The organism is Agrococcus pavilionensis RW1 (genome assembly GCF_000400485.1).
GTDB lineage: Bacteria > Actinomycetota > Actinomycetes > Actinomycetales > Microbacteriaceae > Agrococcus > Agrococcus pavilionensis.
The window spans coordinates 26,617-44,650 of sequence record NZ_ASHR01000028.1 but is presented as its reverse complement, the minus strand read 5'-3'; the positions used below and the strand labels follow the sequence as shown (position 1 = coordinate 44,650).

The 18,034-nt window shown below is 72.4% G+C and carries 18 protein-coding genes; 13 read left to right on the top strand and 5 right to left on the bottom strand.

Going from position 1 to position 18,034, the window contains the following annotated elements; translation table 11 throughout:
* Positions 1-35 precede the first annotated feature (35 nt).
* From L332_RS23865 to L332_RS23835, 7 genes are all read left to right on the top strand, one after another.
* Positions 36-1,862 (top strand): glycerol-3-phosphate dehydrogenase/oxidase, encoded by a 1,827-nt coding sequence (locus L332_RS23865; RefSeq protein ID WP_021010822.1) that lies wholly within the window; start codon positions 36-38, stop codon positions 1,860-1,862.
* A 65-nt stretch (positions 1,863-1,927) separates the two neighbouring features.
* A complete protein-coding gene (locus L332_RS23860) occupies positions 1,928-2,755 on the top strand; it encodes an SURF1 family cytochrome oxidase biogenesis protein (protein ID WP_021010821.1) in 828 nt (275 codons plus the stop codon).
* A gap of 10 nt (positions 2,756-2,765) precedes the next feature.
* Positions 2,766-3,293, top strand: a complete 528-nt coding sequence (locus L332_RS23855; RefSeq protein ID WP_021010820.1) for a DUF3817 domain-containing protein — start codon at positions 2,766-2,768, stop codon at positions 3,291-3,293.
* The gene (guaA, locus tag L332_RS23850; protein ID WP_021010819.1) at positions 3,293-4,864 is read left to right on the top strand and encodes a glutamine-hydrolyzing GMP synthase; all 1,572 of its coding nucleotides are present in this window, start codon (positions 3,293-3,295) and stop codon (positions 4,862-4,864) included. The genes L332_RS23855 and guaA overlap by 1 nt, the downstream gene beginning before the upstream one ends.
* Positions 4,865-5,059: 195 nt before the next feature.
* Positions 5,060-5,764 (top strand): hypothetical protein, encoded by a 705-nt coding sequence (locus L332_RS23845; RefSeq protein WP_144061063.1) that lies wholly within the window; start codon positions 5,060-5,062, stop codon positions 5,762-5,764.
* A 42-nt stretch (positions 5,765-5,806) separates the two neighbouring features.
* Positions 5,807-6,256: a YciI family protein gene (locus L332_RS23840; RefSeq protein ID WP_021010817.1), complete on the top strand. Its 450-nt coding sequence runs from the start codon at positions 5,807-5,809 to the stop codon at positions 6,254-6,256.
* Positions 6,253-7,536, top strand: a complete 1,284-nt coding sequence (locus L332_RS23835) for an RNA polymerase sigma factor (protein ID WP_021010816.1) — start codon at positions 6,253-6,255, stop codon at positions 7,534-7,536. Before L332_RS23840 ends, L332_RS23835 begins: the two co-directional genes overlap by 4 nt.
* A gap of 11 nt (positions 7,537-7,547) precedes the next feature.
* Here L332_RS23835 and L332_RS23830 read toward each other — a convergent pair whose 3' ends face one another.
* Positions 7,548-8,342 carry an alpha/beta fold hydrolase gene (locus L332_RS23830; protein ID WP_021065028.1) on the bottom strand — a complete coding sequence of 265 codons (795 nt, stop codon included), beginning with the start codon at positions 8,340-8,342 and terminating at the stop codon, positions 7,548-7,550.
* Positions 8,343-8,422: 80 nt separating this feature from the next.
* Here L332_RS23830 and L332_RS23825 point away from each other — a divergent pair, with 80 nt between their 5' ends.
* The 4 genes from L332_RS23825 (at position 8,423) to L332_RS23810 (ending at position 11,714) form a co-directional block, all read left to right on the top strand.
* Entirely contained in the window at positions 8,423-9,715 is a 1,293-nt protein-coding gene (locus L332_RS23825) for a SufS family cysteine desulfurase (RefSeq protein ID WP_021010814.1), read from the top strand.
* On the top strand, positions 9,712-10,170 hold the full coding sequence (sufU, locus tag L332_RS23820; RefSeq protein ID WP_021010813.1) for a Fe-S cluster assembly sulfur transfer protein SufU: 459 nt from the start codon (positions 9,712-9,714) through the stop codon (positions 10,168-10,170). The genes L332_RS23825 and sufU overlap by 4 nt, the downstream gene beginning before the upstream one ends.
* Positions 10,171-10,250: 80 nt before the next feature.
* Complete coding sequence (locus L332_RS23815; RefSeq protein WP_021010812.1) at positions 10,251-11,237, top strand: bile acid:sodium symporter family protein; 987 nt, start codon at positions 10,251-10,253, stop codon at positions 11,235-11,237.
* A 78-nt stretch (positions 11,238-11,315) separates the two neighbouring features.
* Positions 11,316-11,714, top strand: coding sequence for a VOC family protein (locus L332_RS23810; protein ID WP_021010811.1), 399 nt, complete (start codon positions 11,316-11,318; stop codon positions 11,712-11,714).
* A gap of 48 nt (positions 11,715-11,762) precedes the next feature.
* On the opposite strand, the gene L332_RS23805 is transcribed toward L332_RS23810, so the two are convergent.
* Positions 11,763-12,545: an acetoin reductase gene (locus tag L332_RS23805; RefSeq protein WP_021010810.1), complete on the bottom strand. Its 783-nt coding sequence runs from the start codon at positions 12,543-12,545 to the stop codon at positions 11,763-11,765.
* Positions 12,546-12,697: 152 nt separating this feature from the next.
* Positions 12,698-13,711, bottom strand: a complete 1,014-nt coding sequence (locus L332_RS23800; RefSeq protein ID WP_031223844.1) for a Bax inhibitor-1/YccA family protein — start codon at positions 13,709-13,711, stop codon at positions 12,698-12,700.
* 106 nt (positions 13,712-13,817) lie between these two features.
* Between L332_RS23800 and L332_RS23795 the strand changes: the two genes are divergently transcribed.
* Complete coding sequence (locus tag L332_RS23795; protein WP_021065026.1) at positions 13,818-14,843, top strand: glycerophosphodiester phosphodiesterase family protein; 1,026 nt, start codon at positions 13,818-13,820, stop codon at positions 14,841-14,843.
* Here the strand turns inward: L332_RS23795 and L332_RS23790 are convergent.
* Complete coding sequence (locus L332_RS23790) at positions 14,782-15,303, bottom strand: DUF421 domain-containing protein (protein WP_021010808.1); 522 nt, start codon at positions 15,301-15,303, stop codon at positions 14,782-14,784. The two genes, L332_RS23795 and L332_RS23790, sit on opposite strands and share 62 nt — an antisense overlap.
* 133 nt (positions 15,304-15,436) lie before the next feature.
* On the opposite strand from L332_RS23790, the gene L332_RS23785 reads away from it, so the two are divergent.
* Positions 15,437-17,815: an ATP-dependent helicase gene (locus tag L332_RS23785; protein WP_021010807.1), complete on the top strand. Its 2,379-nt coding sequence runs from the start codon at positions 15,437-15,439 to the stop codon at positions 17,813-17,815.
* Positions 17,816-17,836: 21 nt separating this feature from the next.
* Here L332_RS23785 and L332_RS30360 read toward each other — a convergent pair whose 3' ends face one another.
* Positions 17,837-18,013: a hypothetical protein gene (locus L332_RS30360; protein WP_021010806.1), complete on the bottom strand. Its 177-nt coding sequence runs from the start codon at positions 18,011-18,013 to the stop codon at positions 17,837-17,839.
* Positions 18,014-18,034 lie beyond the last annotated feature (21 nt).

Below are 18,034 nucleotides of genomic sequence, written 5' to 3'. Positions count from 1 at the left end.
CGCGCCGCTCCGGGCGGCGCGAACGAGGAGGATCCATGTCTGAGACCACCAACAGCGTCAGTCGGTCGAGGAAGCTCGGCCCCGAGGAGCGTGCCGCCGCGATCGCCTCGATGCGCGAGCGCGAGGTCGACGTGCTCGTCATCGGCGGCGGCATCGTCGGCACCGGGGCGGCGCTCGACGCCGTCACGCGCGGCCTTCGTGTGGGCCTCATCGAGGCCCGCGACTTCGCCTCGGGCACCTCGAGCCGCTCGTCGAAGCTCATCCACGGCGGCATCCGCTACCTCGAGCAGCTCAACTTCGGGCTCGTGCGCGAGGCGCTCATCGAGCGCGGCCTGCTGCTGCAGCGCATCGCGCCGCACCTCGCGAAGCCCGTGCGGTTCCTCTACCCGCTCGAGACGCCGCTCATCGAGCGCGCCTACATCGGCGCAGGCATGGCGCTCTACGACGTCTTCAGCTACACGGGCTTCATGAAGCCGGGCGTGCCGCTGCATCGCCACCTGACGAAGAAGCAGGTGCTCAAGAAGATCCCGTCGCTCGACCCGAACGCCTTCGTCGGCGGGCTCACCTACTACGACGCCCAGGTCGATGACGCGCGCTACGTCGCCGAGCTCGCGCGCACCGCATCCTTCTACGGCGCGCACGTCGCGAGCCGCGTGCGCGCCGAGGGCTTCCTCAAGGTGGGGGAGCGCGTCGTCGGCGTGCAGGCGCACGACTACGAGACGGGCGAGCAGTTCGAGATCCGCGCGAAGCAGGTCGTCAACGCGACCGGCGTGTGGACGGGCGAGACGCAGGCGATGGTCGGCGAGCGCGGCGAGTTCAAGGTGCGCGCGTCGAAGGGCGTGCACCTCGTCGTGCCGCGCGACCGCTTCCACTCCGAGATGGGGCTGCTGCTGCGGACCGCGAAGAGCGTGCTGTTCGTCATCCCGTGGGGTCGGCACTGGATCATCGGCACGACCGACACCGACTGGAACCTCGACAAGGCGCACCCGGCGGCGACCGCGGCCGACATCGACTACATCCTCGACAACGTCAACAAGGTGCTCGCGACGAAGCTCACGCGTGCCGACGTCGAGGGCGTCTACGCGGGCCTGCGCCCGCTGCTCGCGGCCGGCGGCGACGGCACCTCGACCGCGAACATCTCGCGCGAGCACCACGTCTCGCACACCGTGCCGGGCCTCGTGCTCATCGCGGGCGGCAAGTGGACGACCTACCGCGTGATGGCGAAGGACGCGATCGACGAGGCCGTGAGCGCGATGGACGGCAAGGTGCCGGAGTCGTGCACCGACCAGATCCCGCTGCTCGGCGCGACCGGCTACCGCGCCGCGTGGAACAAGCGCGCGAAGATCGCGCGCGCCTTCGGCGTCCACAAGCACCGCGTCGAGCACCTGCTGAACCGCTACGGGGTGCTGACCGACGAGATCCTCGACATGATCCGCAAGGACCCGTCGCTGCTCGAGCCGCTCCCCGGCGCCGACGACTACATCGGCGCGGAAGTGCGCTACGCGTGCACGCACGAGGGCGCGCTGCACCTCGACGACGTGCTCGCCCGCCGCACCCGCATCTCGATCGAGTCGTGGGACCGCGGCGTCGCGGCGGCCCCCGTGGCCGCGCGGATCATGGCGGATGCGCTCGGCTGGGACGACGCGCGCGTCGAGAAGGAGATCAACACCTACAACAAGCGCGTCGCCGCGGAGATCGCGAGCCAGGAGCTGCCCGACGACGAGTCGGCCGACCGGGCTCGCACGGAGGCGCCCGAGATCGTGCCGCTCAGCGCGCTCCCGACCGCCGACACCGTCGGCACCCGCCCGCAGGAGGCGTCGCCCGCCGGTCGCGGGGCGGGTGCCCCGCCGGTCGTCGAGTAGCCGCCGGAGGGGGGGAGCGGCGGCTCAGCCAGCGGGCGCAGGCGCGCCGGTAGACTGGGCGCGCCGTGAGCACCCCTCTCCCCACCTTCTCCGACGTCGCGAAGCGACCGCGGTGGATCGGCGTGCTCGTGCTGTGCATCGTCGTCGCCGGCGTCTTCGCGCTGCTCGGCCAGTGGCAGATCGAGCGGGCCGTCGAGCAGGGGCAGGCCGACGAGCGCGACACCGAGACCGCGGTGCCGCTCGAGCAGGTCGCCGAGCCCGGCTCGACGCTCACGAGCGAGGCGGGTGGGCGCATGGTCGCCTTCTCGGGCACCTGGACCGACGACTTCGACACCCGCGTCGGCCGCGACCAGCACGGCGACCAGGGCAGCTGGGTCATCGGCCGCGTGCTCGTCGAGCAGCCGGCCGGCGGCACCGCGTCGCTCGCCGTCGCCCTCTCGTGGCTGTCCGACCCCGCCGCTGCCGAGGCGCTCGCAGCCTCGCTCGAGGCGGGCGAGACCGGCGAGCTCGTCGGCCGGCTCATGCCGCCGGAGGCGCCCACGATGGGCGACGTGCAGGGCGGCACGCGCGAGGCGATGAGCGTCGCCGAGCTCGTCAACGAGTGGGACGACTACGACGGCATGGTCTACGCGTCGTACGCGATCCTCGACGAGCCGTCGGCAGCCGCATCCGACGCCCTCGTCGAGGGCGCCGAGCCGATCGTCTCGGTGCGCCCCGAGGTCGACGCGCAGCTCAACTGGCTCAACGTCTTCTACGCGATCGAGTGGATCGCGTTCATGCTCTTCGCCTTCTACCTCTGGTACCGGCTCGTGAAGGATGCGCTCGAGCGCGAGATCGAGGACATCGAGGATGCAGAGGCTGCGGCCGCCGAAGCCGCCGAGCCCCGCCGATAGGCTGGTAGCCGTGCCCCGCCCCATCGAACAGCTGCCGCAGATCCGCTCCGCCATCCGCTTCTACCGCGCGATGTCGTGGGTGACGGGCATGTTCCTGCTGCTGCTCGTCGCCGAGATGGTGCTGAAGTACTCGCCCACCCACGTCGAGGTCTTCGCCGGCGGCTCGGGCGGCCTGCTCTCGCTGCAGCGCGTCGTGCCCGGCGACGGCTGCCAGTGGTACTCGCTCTTCGTGCCCGGCGGCATGGGCTGCGAGATCACCTCGCTCGGCGACGGCTTCAACATCTCGCTCGCGATCCTCATCGTGCACGGCTGGATCTACGTCGTCTACCTGCTCGCGTGCTTCCGCCTCTGGAGCCTGCTGCGCTGGCCCTTCAAGCGCCTGCTCGCGATGGCCGCCGGCGGCGTCGTGCCCTTCCTCTCCTTCTTCGTCGAGCGCCGCATGCACGACGTCGCGGTCGCCGACGTGACCCGCCTCGAGGCTGAGCGGGCCGCGAGGGACGCCGCCGCTCCCGCCCCTGCAACCACTCCGGAGGCTTGATGTCCGACACCGCTCAGCGGCCCGTGCTCGTGATCGACTTCGGCGCCCAGTACGCGCAGCTCATCGCGCGCCGCGTGCGCGAGGCCGACGTCTACAGCGAGATCGTGCCCTCGACGATCAGCGCCGAGGAGGTGCGCGCGAAGGACCCCGCCGCCATCGTGCTCTCCGGCGGCCCCTCGAGCGTCTACGAGGAGGGCGCCCCGCGCCTCGACGAGGAGATCCTCGAGCTCGGGGTGCCGACCTTCGGCATCTGCTACGGCTTCCAGGTGATGGCCGCGCAGCTCGGCGGCAAGGTCGCGAAGACCGGCAATCGCGAGTACGGCTCGACGAGCGTGCGCGTCGACGGCGGCGGCACGCTCCTGCACGGCCAGCCCGACGCGCAGACGGTGTGGATGAGCCACGGCGACTCGGTCGCGGAGGCGCCCGAGGGCTTCACGGTCCTCGCGTCGACCGCCGACACCCCGGTCGCCGCCTTCGAGCACCGCGAGCGGAAGATGGCCGGCGTGCAGTGGCACCCGGAGGTCAAGCACTCGGAGCACGGTCAGCGCGTGCTCTCGTCGTTCCTGCACGAGATCGCGGGCCTGCCGGGCGACTGGCAGACCGGCAACGTCATCGACGAGCAGGTCGCGCGCATCCGCGAGCAGGTCGGCTCCGACAAGGTGCTGTGCGCGCTCTCGGGCGGCGTCGACTCGGCCGTCGCCGCGGCGCTCGTGCACAAGGCGGTCGGCGACCAGCTCGTGTGCGTCTTCGTCGACCACGGCCTGCTGCGGCAGGACGAGCGGCGCCAGGTCGAGGAGGACTACGTCGCCTCCACGGGCGTGCGGCTCGTGACGGTGGATGCGCGCGAGCGGTTCCTCGGTGCGCTCAAGGGCGTCACCGACCCGGAGCAGAAGCGCAAGATCATCGGCCGCGAGTTCATCCGCGTCTTCGAGCAGGCCGAGCGCGACCTCGCCGCCGAGGCCGCGAGCGAGGGCGAGCCCATCCGCTGGCTCGTGCAGGGCACGCTCTACCCCGACGTCGTCGAGTCGGGCGGCGGCACGGGCGCCGCCAACATCAAGAGCCACCACAACGTCGGCGGCCTGCCCGACGACCTGCAGTTCCAGCTCATCGAGCCGCTGCGCGCGCTGTTCAAGGACGAGGTGCGGGCGATCGGTCGCGAGCTCGGCCTGCCGGAGGCGATCGTCGGCCGCCAGCCCTTCCCCGGGCCCGGCCTCGGCATCCGCATCATCGGCGAGGTCACGCAGGAGCGCCTCGACACGCTCCGCAAGGCCGATGCGATCGCGCGCGCCGAGCTCACCGCCGCAGGGCTCGACCAGGAGATCTGGCAGTGCCCCGTCGTGCTACTCGCCGACGTGCGCTCGGTGGGCGTGCAGGGCGACGGCCGCACCTACGGCCACCCGATCGTGCTGCGCCCCGTCTCCTCCGAGGACGCGATGACCGCCGACTGGACGCGACTGCCGTACGACGTGCTCGCACGCATCTCGAACCGCATCACGAACGAGGTGCCCGAGGTCAACCGGGTCGTGCTCGACGTGACGTCGAAGCCGCCGGGGACGATCGAATGGGAGTGAGGGGGTAGAGCGCGCGGCGCGCGTGGTCTGCTCCTCAGCTCAGACAATGCCGAAGGCCGGACGCCCCGATGGGGCGCCCGGCCTTCGGCATAACTCGCACCCCGCAGACCACGCGCGCCGCGCTCGCGGGGTGGCAGGAGGTCGCCGCCCAGGTGCTGCTCGGCGCGGGGGCCCGCTGGGGAGGATGATTGCGGCATGGGGGAGCCGAGGGGGCGGGACGTGGCGGCCCGGGTCGTCGCTCTCTGGACGCTCGCGATCGGGTTCGGGGCGAGCGTGCTCGTCGGGCTCTCGCCCACCAGCTGGCTGCAGGCGCGGCTGCGCTACGCGTGCGCGTTCGAGGCGGAGGAGTGGGTGTGCGACGGCAACGCGGCCCTGCTCGCGGCCGGGGCGAGCAGCCTCGTGCTCTCGACGCTCGCGCTCGGAGGCATCGCCCTCATCGTCCGCGCCACGTGGGATCGCGTGCGGCTGCGCGCCGAGCGGTTCGGCTGGATCGCGCTCATCGCCGTGCTGCCCACGCTCATCCTGTGCGCGGTGCTGCTGCTCGACGCGGCGACGCACGAGCCGGCCGACGTGGGCATCGACGACAGCCGCCTCGCGATGTGGATCGAGAGCGCGATGATCCCGGCGCTCGCGACGGCCGTCGCCGGCGTGCTCGCCGGCTCCGGGCTGCGGATGCGCGCCCGCGGCCGCCCGCGCCGCGTCGCGTTCGTCACGATCCTGCCGGCGTTCGCGCTGCTGCTCGTCGCCGCGGTCATCTCGTTCCTCGGCACGCTGCCGACCGGCATCGTCGCGGCGTCCGCGATCGGCGCGGGCTGGTACCTCGCGGCAGCGGCGTGGCCGGGTGCGCCGAAGCAGATCGTCGGCGATGTCGATCCAGGCCGTTCCCGTTCGACGTCTTGAGTGAGAGGGTCGAGACCGACCCACCGGAACGAGGAGTGGACCATGCAGTACATGCTCATCATGCGCGCGGACGACGAAGCGGTCGACGCATACAAGGAGATCCCCTTCGAAGAGGTCATCGAGCGGATGGGGAAGTACAACGAGGCGATGATGGAGGCCGGCGTCATGATCGGCGGCGAGGGCCTGAGCGACGCGAGCGAGGGGTTCGTCGTCGACTTCAGCAGCGACCCGCCGCTCGTGACCGACGGCCCCTACGGCGAGACGAAGGAGCTCTTCAACGGCTTCTGGATGCTCGAGGTGTCGTCGAAGGAGGAGGCCGCCGAGTGGGCGAAGCGCTGCCCGCTCGGACCGGGCGCCAAGCTCGAGGTGCGCCGCGTGCAGGGGCCCGACGACTTCCCCGCCGACAACGAGTGGATCCAGAAGGAGGAGGGCTGGCGCGAGGAGCAGGCTGCGAAGCGCGCCGCGACCACGCCGGGCGGCAGCGCCGGTTGAGCACCCCCGCCGGCGACGAGCGCCGGGCGGTCGAGTCCGCCCGGCGCTCCGTCGCGGCCGTGTGGCGCATCGAGTCGGCTCGCATCGTCGCGACGCTCACGCGCTTCACGGGCGACTTCGCGCTCGCGGAGGACCTCGCGCAGGAGGCGCTCGCCGACGCCCTCGCGCAGTGGCCCGAGCGCGGGGCGCCCCGCAACGGCGCCGCGTGGCTCACCGCGGTGGCGAAGCGCAAGGCGATCGACCACTGGCGGCGCCGGGAGCGCTACGACGACCGGCTCGTCGCGATCGCGCACGACCTCGAGCGCGAGCAGGACGAGGCGGCGGATGCGGTGCCGTGGGATCCCGACGAGATCGACGACGACGTGCTCCGGCTCGTGTTCACCGCGTGCCACCCGGTGCTGACGCCGGCCGCGCGCGTCGCCCTCACGCTGCGGGTCGTCGCGGGCCTCGAGACGAGCGAGATCGCTCGCGCCTTCCTCGTGCCGGTCGCGACGATCCAGCAGCGCATCGTGCGCGCGAAGCAGGCGCTCGGCGACGCGGGCGTGCCGTTCGAGGTGCCGACCCGGGGGGAGCGCGCCGAGCGGCTCGGTGCCGTGCTGCAGACGGTCTACCTCCTCTTCACGGAGGGCCATGCCGCGACTGCGGGCGACGACTGGATGCGTCCCGGCCTCGCGCGGGAGGCCCTCCGGCTCGCGCGCACCCTGGTCGCGCTGCAGCCGGAAGAGCCGGAGGTGCACGGGCTGCTCGCGCTGCTCGAGCTCACCGCCGCGCGCTTCCCGGCGCGAGTCGATGCCCGCGGCGAGCCGGTGCTCCTCGCAGACCAGGATCGCGGGCTGTGGGATCGCGGCGCGATCCGGCGCGGCCGGTCGGCCCTCCGGCGCGCGGAGGGCTTCGGTCGGGGCCTCGGGCACTACGGCCTGCAGGCGGCGATCGCCGAGTGCCACGCGGCCGCTGCCGACGTCGACTCGACCGACTGGCCGCGGATCGTCGCCGCCTACGAGGCGCTCGAGCGGCTCGCGCCGTCACCGGTCGTCGCGCTCAACCGCGCGGTCGCGGTGTCGTTGGCGGAGGGGCCGGCGGCGGCGCTCGCGATCGTCGACGCGCTCGAGGGGGAGAAGGCGCTCGCGATCGGCCACCTGCTGCCGTCCGTGCGCGGCGAGCTGCTCGCCCGGCTCGGTCGCGCGGAGGAGGCCCGCGAAGCGTTCTCGCTCGCGGCCGAGCGGACGCAGAACGAGCGCGAGCGGGCGGTGCTGCTGGCGAAGGCCGCGGCAGGGCGCTGACCGCCCATCGGTCACATCGGCGGCAGCGCAAGGCAGAACTCGCGCACCGCATCCGTGAACGCGGTGGGTCGCTCGAGGTTGCTGAGGTGCCCCGCGCCCTCGAGCACGACGAGCTGCGCCCCGGGGATCGCCCTCGCGAACTCACTGGCGACGCGGAGCGGCGACCGCGCGTCGAGCGCGCCCCAGATGAGCAGCGCCGGCACCGCGATGCGGGGCAGCTCGTCGCGGAGGTCGGCGTCGGCCATCGCGCGGAGCTGCTGGCGCAGCGTCGCTGGGCGCGCCGCGGCGGCCATCGCTCGCACGAGGCGGGCGGTCCCAGCAGGAGGATCGGCCGCGAACAGACCGGGCGGCAGCTCGGGCATGCCCGAGTCGGCTGCGTCGAGCTGCCGGGCCGCGGCGTCGACGCGGTCGCGCAGCTCGTCCGGCGGCAGCGAGCCGCGCCAGCCCGCGTAGGTGTCGGCGAGGATGAGCGCTCGAACCCGATCCGGATGCCTGCGGTGCAGCTCGAGCGCGATGGTGCCGCCCCACGAGATGCCGCAGACGACGGCCGGCTCGCCCGCGACCGCCTCGATGAGCGCGGCGAGGCAATCGGCGTAGTCGCCGAGACCGAAGCCCTCCGGTACGTCGGAGGAGCGGCCCTGCCCGGGCTCGTCCCACGCGATGACGGTGAAGTCGCTCGCGAGGCCTTCGAGCTGAGGTCCCCACGCGCGGCTGTCGTCGCCAGCGCCGTGCGCCAGCACGAGCGGCGGTCCCTCGCCGACGCGCTCGAACGCGATGTCGACGGCCCCGGCGCCCAGCGTCTCCACCGCCGACACGCTACGCCGCGGGGAGCGCGGCCGACAGCCGCGCATATGGCCCCGACAGGGAGGGCTACTACCCTGGGTGGGTGACGACGACGAGTGCCGAGGCGACCCTGAGCGAGGAGCGGATCGAGCTGCTGCGCGCCGACTTCCCGATACTCGCCGAGCAGCCGGGAGGCGTGCCGCTCGTCTACCTCGACTCCGGTGCGACGAGCCAGCAGCCGCGGCAGGTGCTCGAGGCCGAGTGGGTGTTCCGCACCCAGCGGAACGCCGCCGTGCACCGCGGCGCGCACACCCTCGCGGCGCTCGCGACCGACGACTACGAGCTCGCGCGCGAGCGCATCGCGCGCTTCGTGGGCGCGAAGCCGACCGAGATCTCCTGGGCGATGAACGCGACGGATGCGCTCAACACCGTCGCGCTCTCGCTCGCCGAGGCGAACCGGGCCGGCGCGACCGACCCGGCCCTCCGCATCCGCGAGGGAGACGAGATCCTCGTCACCGAGGCGGAGCACCACGCGAACCTGCTGCCGTGGCAGCGGCTCGCCGACGAGACCGGCGCGACGCTGCGCTGGATCGAAGTGGACGACGACGGCGTCTGGACGCTCGAGGACGCGCTCGCCGCGATCACCGAGCGCACGCGGCTCGTCGCGATCGCGCACGTCTCGAACGTCACGGGCCTCATCGCGCCCGTCGAGGCGATCGCCCGGGCCGCGCACGCCGTCGACGCGCTCGTCGTGCTCGACGCATGCCAGTCGGTGCCGCACCGGCCCGTCGACCTCCCTGCGCTCGGCGTCGACGCGGCGGCGTTCTCGAGCCACAAGATGCTCGGCCCCGGCGGTGTCGGCGTGCTCTACCTGACGGCGCAGCTCGGTGCCGCGCTGCCGCCCGCGCGCGTGGGCGGCTCGATGATCACGACGGTCACGATGACCGAGCGCGACTACCTCCCCGCGCCGCAGCGCTTCGAGGCGGGCACCCAGCCGGTCGGCGCGATCGTGGGCCTCGCCGCCGCGGTCGACTACCTCGAGGCGGTCGGGATGCGCGCGATCGAGCGGCACGAGGTCGCGCTCGGCGAGCGGCTCGCCGCCGGCGCCGCCGCGATCGACGGCGTCCGGCTCGTCGGGCCACGCCCCGGCAGCGAGCGCGCGGGCCTCGCGAGCGTCATCGTCGACGGCGTGCACGCGCACGACGTCGGCCAGGTGCTCGACGCCGCCGGCATCGCCGCGCGCGTCGGCCACCACTGCGCCCAGCCGCTCCACCGCCGCCTCGGCGTCGCGGCGACGACCCGCGCATCCACCTACCTCACGACGACCGAGGCCGAGGTCGACCGCTTCCTCGACGTGCTCTCGACCGTGCGCTCCTACTTCGGGGTCGGGCGATGAGCGGGCAGGCGCCGCGCGACCCGCTCGCCGGCCTCTACCAGGAGCTCATCCTCGAGCACGCGAAGCGCCGCTCGGGGGAGGGCGTGCTCGAGCCCGCCGATGCCGAGCGGTTCCTGCGGAACCCCACGTGCGGCGACGAGATCCGCCTGCGCGTGCGGCTCGACGGGGAGACGGTGGATGCGGTCGGCTGGGAGGGGCAGGGATGCTCGATCTCGCAGGCGTCCGCCTCCGTGCTCGCGGAGGACGTGCCCGGGCTCACGGCTGCAGGCGCGCGATCGCGCATCGAGGCGCTCCGCGAGCTGCTGCGATCGCGCGGCTCGGTCGAGCCGGACGAGGCGCTGCTCGGCGACGCCGTCGCGTTCGCGGGCGTCGCGAGGTTCCCGATGCGGGTGAAGTGCGCGATGCTCGCGTGGGTCGCGCTCGAGGAGGCGCTCGACGAGCTCGACGCCCGCTGAGCGGGCGTCACCGAGCGTCACGGGACCCGGCGGCGCATGTCGGCTGTGATGGGATGAGATGTCCCCCAAGGAGGTCTGACATGTCCAGCACCACGCCCGTCGGCGAGCGGATCGGCCGCGTCGCCGGCACCTGGTTCCCGCTCGTCGTGCTCGCCGCGGCGGCCGTCGCGATCGTCGTCCCGCAGGTGTTCCTGCCGATCGGGCCGTGGGTCAACACGCTGCTCGGCATCATCATGCTCGGCATGGGGCTCACGCTGAAGCCGGTCGACTTCACCGTCATCGCGAAGAAGCCCAAGGCCTTCGTCGTCGGCGTCGTCGCGCAGTACGTCATCATGCCGCTCGCGGCGATCGGCCTCGCGCTCGCGTTCCAGCTGCCGCCCGAGCTGCTCGTGGGCGTCGTGCTCGTCGGCTCCGCGCCCGGCGGCACCGCCTCGAACGTCATGGTCTACCTCGCGAAGGGCGACACCGCGCTCTCCGTCGCGATGACGACCGCGTCGACGCTGCTCGCGCCCGTGCTCACGCCGCTGCTCGTGCTGTGGCTCGCGGGCTCCTACCTGCCGGTCGACGCGTGGGGCCTGTTCCAGTCGATCATCTTCATCGTGCTGCTGCCCGTGGTCGCGGGCGTGCTGCTGCGCATCCTGCTCCCGCGCGTCGTGCAGGCGATCCTGCCGTGGCTCCCGCTCGTCTCGGTCATCGGCATCACGCTCGTCGTGCTCGCCGTCGTCGCCGGCTCGGCCGCGACGATCCTGTCGGTCGGCCTGCTCGTCGCGCTCGTCGTCGTCCTGCACAACGGCGTCGGCTACGGGCTCGGCTTCCTCGCCGCGAAGGCGGTCGGGCTCGACGAGAGCGCCCGCCGCGCCGTCGCGATCGAGGTCGGCATGCAGAACTCCGGCCTCGCCGCGGGCCTCGCGCGCACCCACTTCTCGCCCGAGTCGGCGCTGCCCGCCGCGATCTTCTCGGTCTGGCACAACGTCTCGGGCTCGCTGCTCGCGTCGTTCTGGTCGCGCCGCCCGCCGAAGGACGCCGCCCGCCTCGCGGCGGCGGAGGACCAGCCCGTCGCGAGCTGACTGGACCGCGGATGCGCCCCGTCGCCCCTCGTGGGCGGCGGGGCGTACGCTTCCCAGCACCGACCGAGAGGGGCTGCGATGGCGCTGCGCTGGTATTCGAACGTGATCGAGTCGACCGACCCGAGGAGGCTCGGCGCCTGGTGGCGCGAGGCGCTCGACTGGGAGACCATCCACGACACCGACGACGAGGTGGTCGTCATCCCGAAGCAGGCCCAGGAGATCGCCGCGAAGCTGACCTTCCACCAGTTCCCGCCGGGACTCGTGTTCGTGCGCGTCGACCACGAGAAGGCGACGAAGAACCGCCTGCACATGGATCTCGCCCCGCACTCGAGCGATGACCGCGAGGCCGAGATCGCGCGGCTCGAGGCGCTCGGCGCGAGGCGCATCGACGTGGGTCAGGGGCCAGACGTGTCGTGGACCGTGCTCGCCGACATCGACGGCAACGAGTTCTGCGTGCTCTCGAGCCGCGAGATGTGAGGCTCGCCGCGGGGCGCCGTGCACCGCGCCCCGCGGCGATCGAGCGGGTCAGCGGTAGACCATGCCGCCGTCGATGAGCGGGGTCTGCCCGGTCATGTAGTCGGAGTCCGGCCCGGCGAGGTAGGAGACGAAGCGCGCGACGTCCTCCGGGGTGGATGCGCGACCGAGCGTGATGCCCTCGACGTACTTCTTGTAGGTCGCGCCGATCTCGGCGCCGGTGAGCTCGGCGAAGCCGCGGTCGATCTCCTCCCACATGCCGGTGCCGACGATCCCGGGGGAGTAGCCGTTGACGGTGATGCCGAGCGTCGCGAGCTCCTGGGCGGCGGCCTGCACGAGCGCGCGCACGGCGAACTTGCTCGACGAGTACAGGCCGAGCATCGGGAACGACTCGTGCGCGGCGATCGAGGTCGCCGCGATGATCTTGCCGCCGTGCCCGAGCTCCTCGAGCTTGGCGGCGGCCACCTGGATGCCGAACAGCACGCCCTTGACGTTGATGCTGAACACCCGGTCGAAGTCCTGCTCGGTGATGCCGCGCACGGGGGTGATGGGTCCCGCGATCCCGGCGTTGTTGATCATGATGTCGAAGCCGCCGAGCTCGTCCGCCGCGCGGTTCACCGCCGCCTCGAGACTCGACTTGTCGGAGACGTCGCCGCCGATGGTGATCGCGCGCCGGCCGGCGGCCTCCACGAGCTCCTTCGTCTCATGCAGCGAGTCCTCTCGCAGATCCAGGAGCGCGACGTCGGCGCCGTCGTGCGCCAGCCGCTTCGCGATCGCTTGCCCGATGCCCTGCGCCGCTCCGGTGACGAAGGCGACCTTGCCGTCGATGGCCATGATGTTCCTCCCGTGGTGTTGCGTGGATGTCCTCCGACGCTACGGCGGAGCCGGAGCCCGCGCATTGCGGCGATTGCCAGGCTCGGTCGGGACGGCGAGACGACGAAGGCCCCGGCATCTGCCGGGGCCTTCGTGCTGCTGCACGCAGCGCGCTAGTTGTTGCTGCGCAGGATCGCGAGGATCCGCAGGATCTCGACGTAGAGCCAGATGATCGTCATGACCAGGCCGAACGCCGCCGACCAGCCGTACTTCTTGTGCACGCCGCGCTTCACGCCGAGCTCGATGCCCTCGAAGTCCATCACGAGCGAGTAGGCGCCGAGGAGCACCGCGAGGCCGCCGAGCAGCACGCCGAGCGGGATGCCGAAGACCTCCGCCGAGCGCAGGCCCCACGGGTCCTGGTTGACGCCCGTGAGCATGAGCACGAAGTTCACGAGCGAGAACAGGCCGTAGCCGATGATCACGATGAAGAAGATCTTGTTGAGCTTCGGCGACGTGCGGAAGACGCGGAACGCGTAGCCGGCGAGGGTCACGCCGAACACGCACGCGGTCGCGAGCAGCGCCTGGAAGATCACGCCCGGCAGGTTCATGCCGAACTCCACCGTGGCCGAGAAGCCGCCGAGGAAGAGGCCCTGCGCGGCGGCGTAGGCGAGCACGAGCGCGGGGCTCGGCTCCTTCTTGAAGATGTTGACGAGCGCGAGCACGAAGCCGACGATCGCGCCGCCCCACGTGAGCGCGTAGAAGAGCGGCGTCGGCCCGGTGAGGAAGAGCATCCCCAGCGTGATGATGAAGCCGATCGCCGTGACGCCGAGCGTCAGCGCCGTCTTGGTGATGACGCCGTCGTAGGTGAGGCGCTCGGTCTCGAGCGGGCCGGCCGAGGGCGCGTTGAACTGCTGGTTGAGCTGCTCGGGCGACGGGATCGGCTGCTGGCCGTACGGCGCGCCGTACTGCTGCTGCTGGCCGTAGGGCGCGCCGCCGAACTGCTGCTGGCCGTTCGGTGCCTGTCCGTAGGGCACCTGGCCGTACGGTGCCTGACCGTACGGTGCTTGACCGTAGGGTGCCTGGCCACCAGGGATGGCCTGAGCCGCGCGCTGCGAGTTCTCGGTGAACGCGGGCGAGTTGCGGAACGCGGGGTTGCCTGCCAAGGGTGTTGCTCCTGTCGAGTGCATGCGGCCGCCTCAACGGGCGGTCGCGCTCAGCGTAGCGAAACGAGCCAGGATTTCGCTGTGTTGCACGGCTCGTTCGCCCAAGGCAGACGGCCCATAGCCTGAGCACGTGCAGCCGACCACGCTCATCGCCCACCGCGGCGCCTCGGGCTGGGCGCCCGAGCACACCGAGACCGCGATCCGCCTGGCCGCCGAGCTCGGGGCCGACGCGGTCGAGCCCGACCTCGTCGCGACGCGCGACGGCGTGCTCGTGGTGCGGCACGACAACGAGCTGAGCGAGACGACCGACGTCGCCGCGCGAGCGGAGTTCGCCGACCGCCGTCGCTCGCAGCCGATCGACGGCCACGAGCTCGAGGGCTGGTTCGTCGAGGACTTCACCTGGGCGGAGGTCGCGACGCTGCGCGCTCGCGAGCGGCTGCCGCACCTGCGGCCGCTCGGGGCGCGGCAGGATGGCCGCGACCGCGTGCTGCGCTTCGACGAGCTGCTCACGCTCGCCGACGAGACCGGCCTCGGCGTCGTCGCCGAGCTCAAGCACGCCACCCACCATGCCGCCATCGGCCTGCCGCTCGACGAGCTCGTGGCGGATGCGGTGCGCGGCACCCGCTGGCGGGCGCCGGGCGCGCTCGTGGTCGAGTCCTTCGAGGAGAGCGTGCTGCACGCGGTGCGGGAGCGGGGCGTGGAGGCCCGGCTCGTCTACCTCATGGAGCACGACGGCACCGCCGCCGACCTCGTGGCCGGCGGCGACGCATCCGCTCCCACCTACGCCGAGCAGCGCGAGGACGCGGCGCTCGCGGCGCTCGCGAGCCGCGTCGACGCGATCAGCGTCGCGAAGTCGGTGCTCTTCGAGCGCGACGGGGAGCGGCTCGGCACGAGCGACCTCGTCGAGCGGGCGCGCGCGGTCGGGCTCGGCACGATCGCCTGGACGCTGCGGCCCGAGAACGCGTTCCTCGAGCCCGAGCACCGGCTCGGCGAGCACGACGCGGCGTGGGGCGACTGGACGACCGAGTGGGGGATGCTCGCGGCGCTCGGGCTCGAGGCGGTCTTCGTCGACCACCCGGACCTCTGGCGCCGCGTCACCGCGCGGGACGCTCCGGCGGCTCCTCGCTCGGCTTGCCCTCCACCGGCAGCACGCTGACCATGCCGTTGGGCTCGAGCCACGCCCGCTTGACCTGCGAGATGTCGGTGAGTCCGTGCAGCCGCAGCTGCGACTCGAGCTCGTCGCGGCTCATGAACTCGCGCCGCAGCGCGCGGCGGTTGAGCCGGCCGTCCTCGATGAGCGGCTTCGGCCGTGCCTTGAGCAGGCGCCCGAGCGCCGGCCAGCGGTAGCCCAGCGCGTCGAGCGCGACGCTCCAGAAGAGGATCGTGCCGACGAGCACGAGGCTGTCGCCGATCGAGCCCGCCTCGCCCCGCATCCCCGCGCCGGCGGCATCCGCGACGAGCACGACGATGAGGATGTCGGTGATGCCGAGGCCGCCGGCCTCGCGCTGGCCGACGACGCGCAGCAGCACCGTGAGCGCGAGGAACATCACCGAGCCGCGAGCGACGATCTCGAGCACCGGCACCGTGAGGCCGAAGACCTCTCCCCAGTCCGGCATCGTGCATCCCTCCCCGTGATCGTGCGGTCACCCTAGCCACGGCGCGTGCGCGCGTGCCGAGAGGCCGGCCGTCCACGAGGGATGCGTCACGACCGTCGGCCGTGTCACCCCCGGCTCGTAGACTGGAGGGGACATGACGGATCTGTGGGGCCTGGGGGACGAGGGCTTCGGGGAAGTGCAGCGGCCGACGCCCCTCGGACCGCGCGGCGAGGCGATCCCGGAGGAGCTGCTCGAGGGCCTCAACCCGCCGCAGCGCGAGGCGGTCGAGCACCGAGGGCCCGCGCTGCTCATCGTCGCGGGCGCCGGCTCGGGCAAGACGCGCGTGCTCACGCACCGCGTCGCCGGCCTGCTCGCGACCCGCGAGGCATGGCCGAGCCAGATCCTCGCGATCACCTTCACGAACAAGGCCGCCGCCGAGATGCGCGAGCGCGTCGAGCGCCTCATCGGCGAGGAGTCGCGCGGCATGTGGATCTCGACGTTCCACTCCGCGTGCGTGCGCATCCTGCGCCGCGAGGCCGAGGAGTTCGGCTTCAAGCAGTCGTTCACGATCTACGACTCGGGCGACGTGCGCGCGCTCGTGAAGCGGCTCATCAAGGAGCGCGGCGCCGACATCCAGGGGCTCACGCCCGGCGGCGTTGCCGCCCGCATCTCGAAGGCGAAGAACGAGCTGCACGACGTCGACTCCTGGGCGCGCACCGCCAACCTCGAGAACCCGCTCGACGCGGCCTTCCTCGAGCTCTGGCGCGCCTACGACGTCGAGCTGCGGCGCGCGAACGCGTTCGACTTCGACGACCTCATCTCGCAGACCGTCTTCCTGCTGCGCGCGTTCCCGCACGTCGCCGCGCAGTACCGCAAGCGCTTCCGGCACATCCTCGTCGACGAGTACCAGGACACGAACGCGGCGCAGTACGCGCTCATCCGCGAGCTCACGCAGCCCGTGACGCGCGCCGACCTGCCCGACCTCCGCGCCGACCTGCCCGGCGCATCCCTCACGGTCGTGGGCGACTCGGATCAGTCGATCTACGCCTTCCGGGGCGCCGACATCCGCAACATCACCGACTTCGAGCGCGACTTCGCCGGCGCGCGCGTCATCATGCTCGAGCAGAACTACCGCTCGACGCAGAACATCCTCTCGGCCGCGAACGCCGTGATCGGCAACAACTTCGACCGGCGCGAGAAGCGGCTGTGGACCGACTCGGGCGACGGCGAGAAGATCGTCGGCTTCACCGGCTACTCGGGCCACGACGAGGCGCAGTTCGTCGCCGACGAGATCGTCGAGCTCACCTCCGGCGGCATGGCCTACAGCGACATCGCCGTCTTCTACCGCACGAACGCGCAGACGCGAGCGCTCGAAGAGGTGCTCATCCGCACCGCGATCCCGTACCGGGTGATCGGCGGCACGAAGTTCTACGAGCGGGCCGAGATCAAGGACGCGATGGCGTACCTCATCACGGTCGCGAACCCTGCCGACTCCCTGAGCCTGCGCCGCATCATGAACGTGCCCAAGCGCGGCATCGGCCCGGCGACCGAGGCGGCGCTGCAGGCCTTCGCCGACGAGCGGCAGATCACGCTGCGGGATGCGATGCGTCGCGTCGACGAGATCGCCCTCGGCCCCAAGGTCGCCGCGGCGATCAAGGACCTCGCGGCGCTGCTCGACGAGTGGAGCGACCGGCCCGAGGCCGACCCGGGCGAGGTGCTGCGCGAGCTCATGAGCCGGTCGGGCTACACCGACCAGCTGCGCCGCTCGCCCGACCCGCAGGACGCCGCGCGGCTCGAGAACGTCGAGGAGCTCATCGCGGTCACGCGCGAGTTCCGGCGGCAGAACCCCACGGGCAACCTCGTCGACTTCCTCACCGAGACGGCCCTCGTCGCGGCCGCCGACGAGCTCGACGACTCGGGCGGGCAGGTCTCGCTCATGACGCTGCACACCGCGAAGGGGCTCGAGTTCGACGCGGTGTTCATCACGGGCGTCGAGGAGGACCTGCTGCCGCACCGCATCTCGGCGAACGAGCCGGGCGGGCCCGCCGAGGAGCGGCGGCTGTTCTACGTCGGCATCACCCGCGCGCGCCAGCGCCTGCACCTCTCGCTCGCGATGACGCGCGCGCAGTTCGGCGAGGTGAACCCCGCCGTGCCGAGCCGCTTCCTCGAGGAGATCCCGGCCGACCTCATCGACTGGCGCACCGCGCCGGTGACGGTGCGGCAGGCGTCGTCGCAGCGCGCGGTCGGCCGCTGGCGCGACGAGCCGCGCGAGTCGTTCGTGACGGGCTACCGGGAGCCGAAGGCGCTGCCGAAGGGCCCGAAGCGCGAGTTCGCCAACACGATCACCGAGGTGCGCGACAACAGCGGCATGGAGCTCGCGCCCGGCGACCGCATCCGCCACAAGGACTTCGGCGAGGGCCGCGTGCAGGCCATCACGGGCGCCGACAAGAAGCGCGTCGCCGAGGTGCTCTTCGACGCGGCCGGCCGCAAGCGGCTGCTCGTGAAGATCGCCCCGATCGAGAAGATCGGCTGACCGCCGCTCCGCGCGATCGAGCTACAGCGACTGCGTTACGAGCAGCACCATCGCGACGAGCGTGAGCGCCGCGCCGCCGACGATGATCGGCCGGAAGCGGCGCGCCATCGTGCGCGGCGGCCGGTCGTCGTCGAAGCGCTCGAAGTAGGGGTCGAGCTCCGGCGGCACCCGGTCCTGCTCGCGGCTCTGCTCCTGCATGTGCCCAGCCTCCCACGGATG

Coding starts and splice junctions, on each gene's coding strand:
- L332_RS23865 (WP_021010822.1), top strand. CDS start 36: ATGTCTGAGACCACCAACAGCGTCAGTCGGTCGAGGAAGCTCGGCCCC.
- guaA (WP_021010819.1), top strand. CDS start 3,293: ATGTCCGACACCGCTCAGCGGCCCGTGCTCGTGATCGACTTCGGCGCC.
- L332_RS23845 (WP_144061063.1), top strand. CDS start 5,060: ATGGGGGAGCCGAGGGGGCGGGACGTGGCGGCCCGGGTCGTCGCTCTC.
- L332_RS23840 (WP_021010817.1), top strand. CDS start 5,807: ATGCAGTACATGCTCATCATGCGCGCGGACGACGAAGCGGTCGACGCA.
- sufU (WP_021010813.1), top strand. CDS start 9,712: ATGAGCGGGCAGGCGCCGCGCGACCCGCTCGCCGGCCTCTACCAGGAG.
- L332_RS23815 (WP_021010812.1), top strand. CDS start 10,251: ATGTCCAGCACCACGCCCGTCGGCGAGCGGATCGGCCGCGTCGCCGGC.
- L332_RS23810 (WP_021010811.1), top strand. CDS start 11,316: ATGGCGCTGCGCTGGTATTCGAACGTGATCGAGTCGACCGACCCGAGG.
- L332_RS23805 (WP_021010810.1), bottom strand. CDS start 12,545: ATGGCCATCGACGGCAAGGTCGCCTTCGTCACCGGAGCGGCGCAGGGC.
- L332_RS23800 (WP_031223844.1), bottom strand. CDS start 13,711: ATGCACTCGACAGGAGCAACACCCTTGGCAGGCAACCCCGCGTTCCGC.
- L332_RS23790 (WP_021010808.1), bottom strand. CDS start 15,303: ATGCCGGACTGGGGAGAGGTCTTCGGCCTCACGGTGCCGGTGCTCGAG.
- L332_RS23785 (WP_021010807.1), top strand. CDS start 15,437: ATGACGGATCTGTGGGGCCTGGGGGACGAGGGCTTCGGGGAAGTGCAG.
- L332_RS30360 (WP_021010806.1), bottom strand. CDS start 18,013: ATGCAGGAGCAGAGCCGCGAGCAGGACCGGGTGCCGCCGGAGCTCGAC.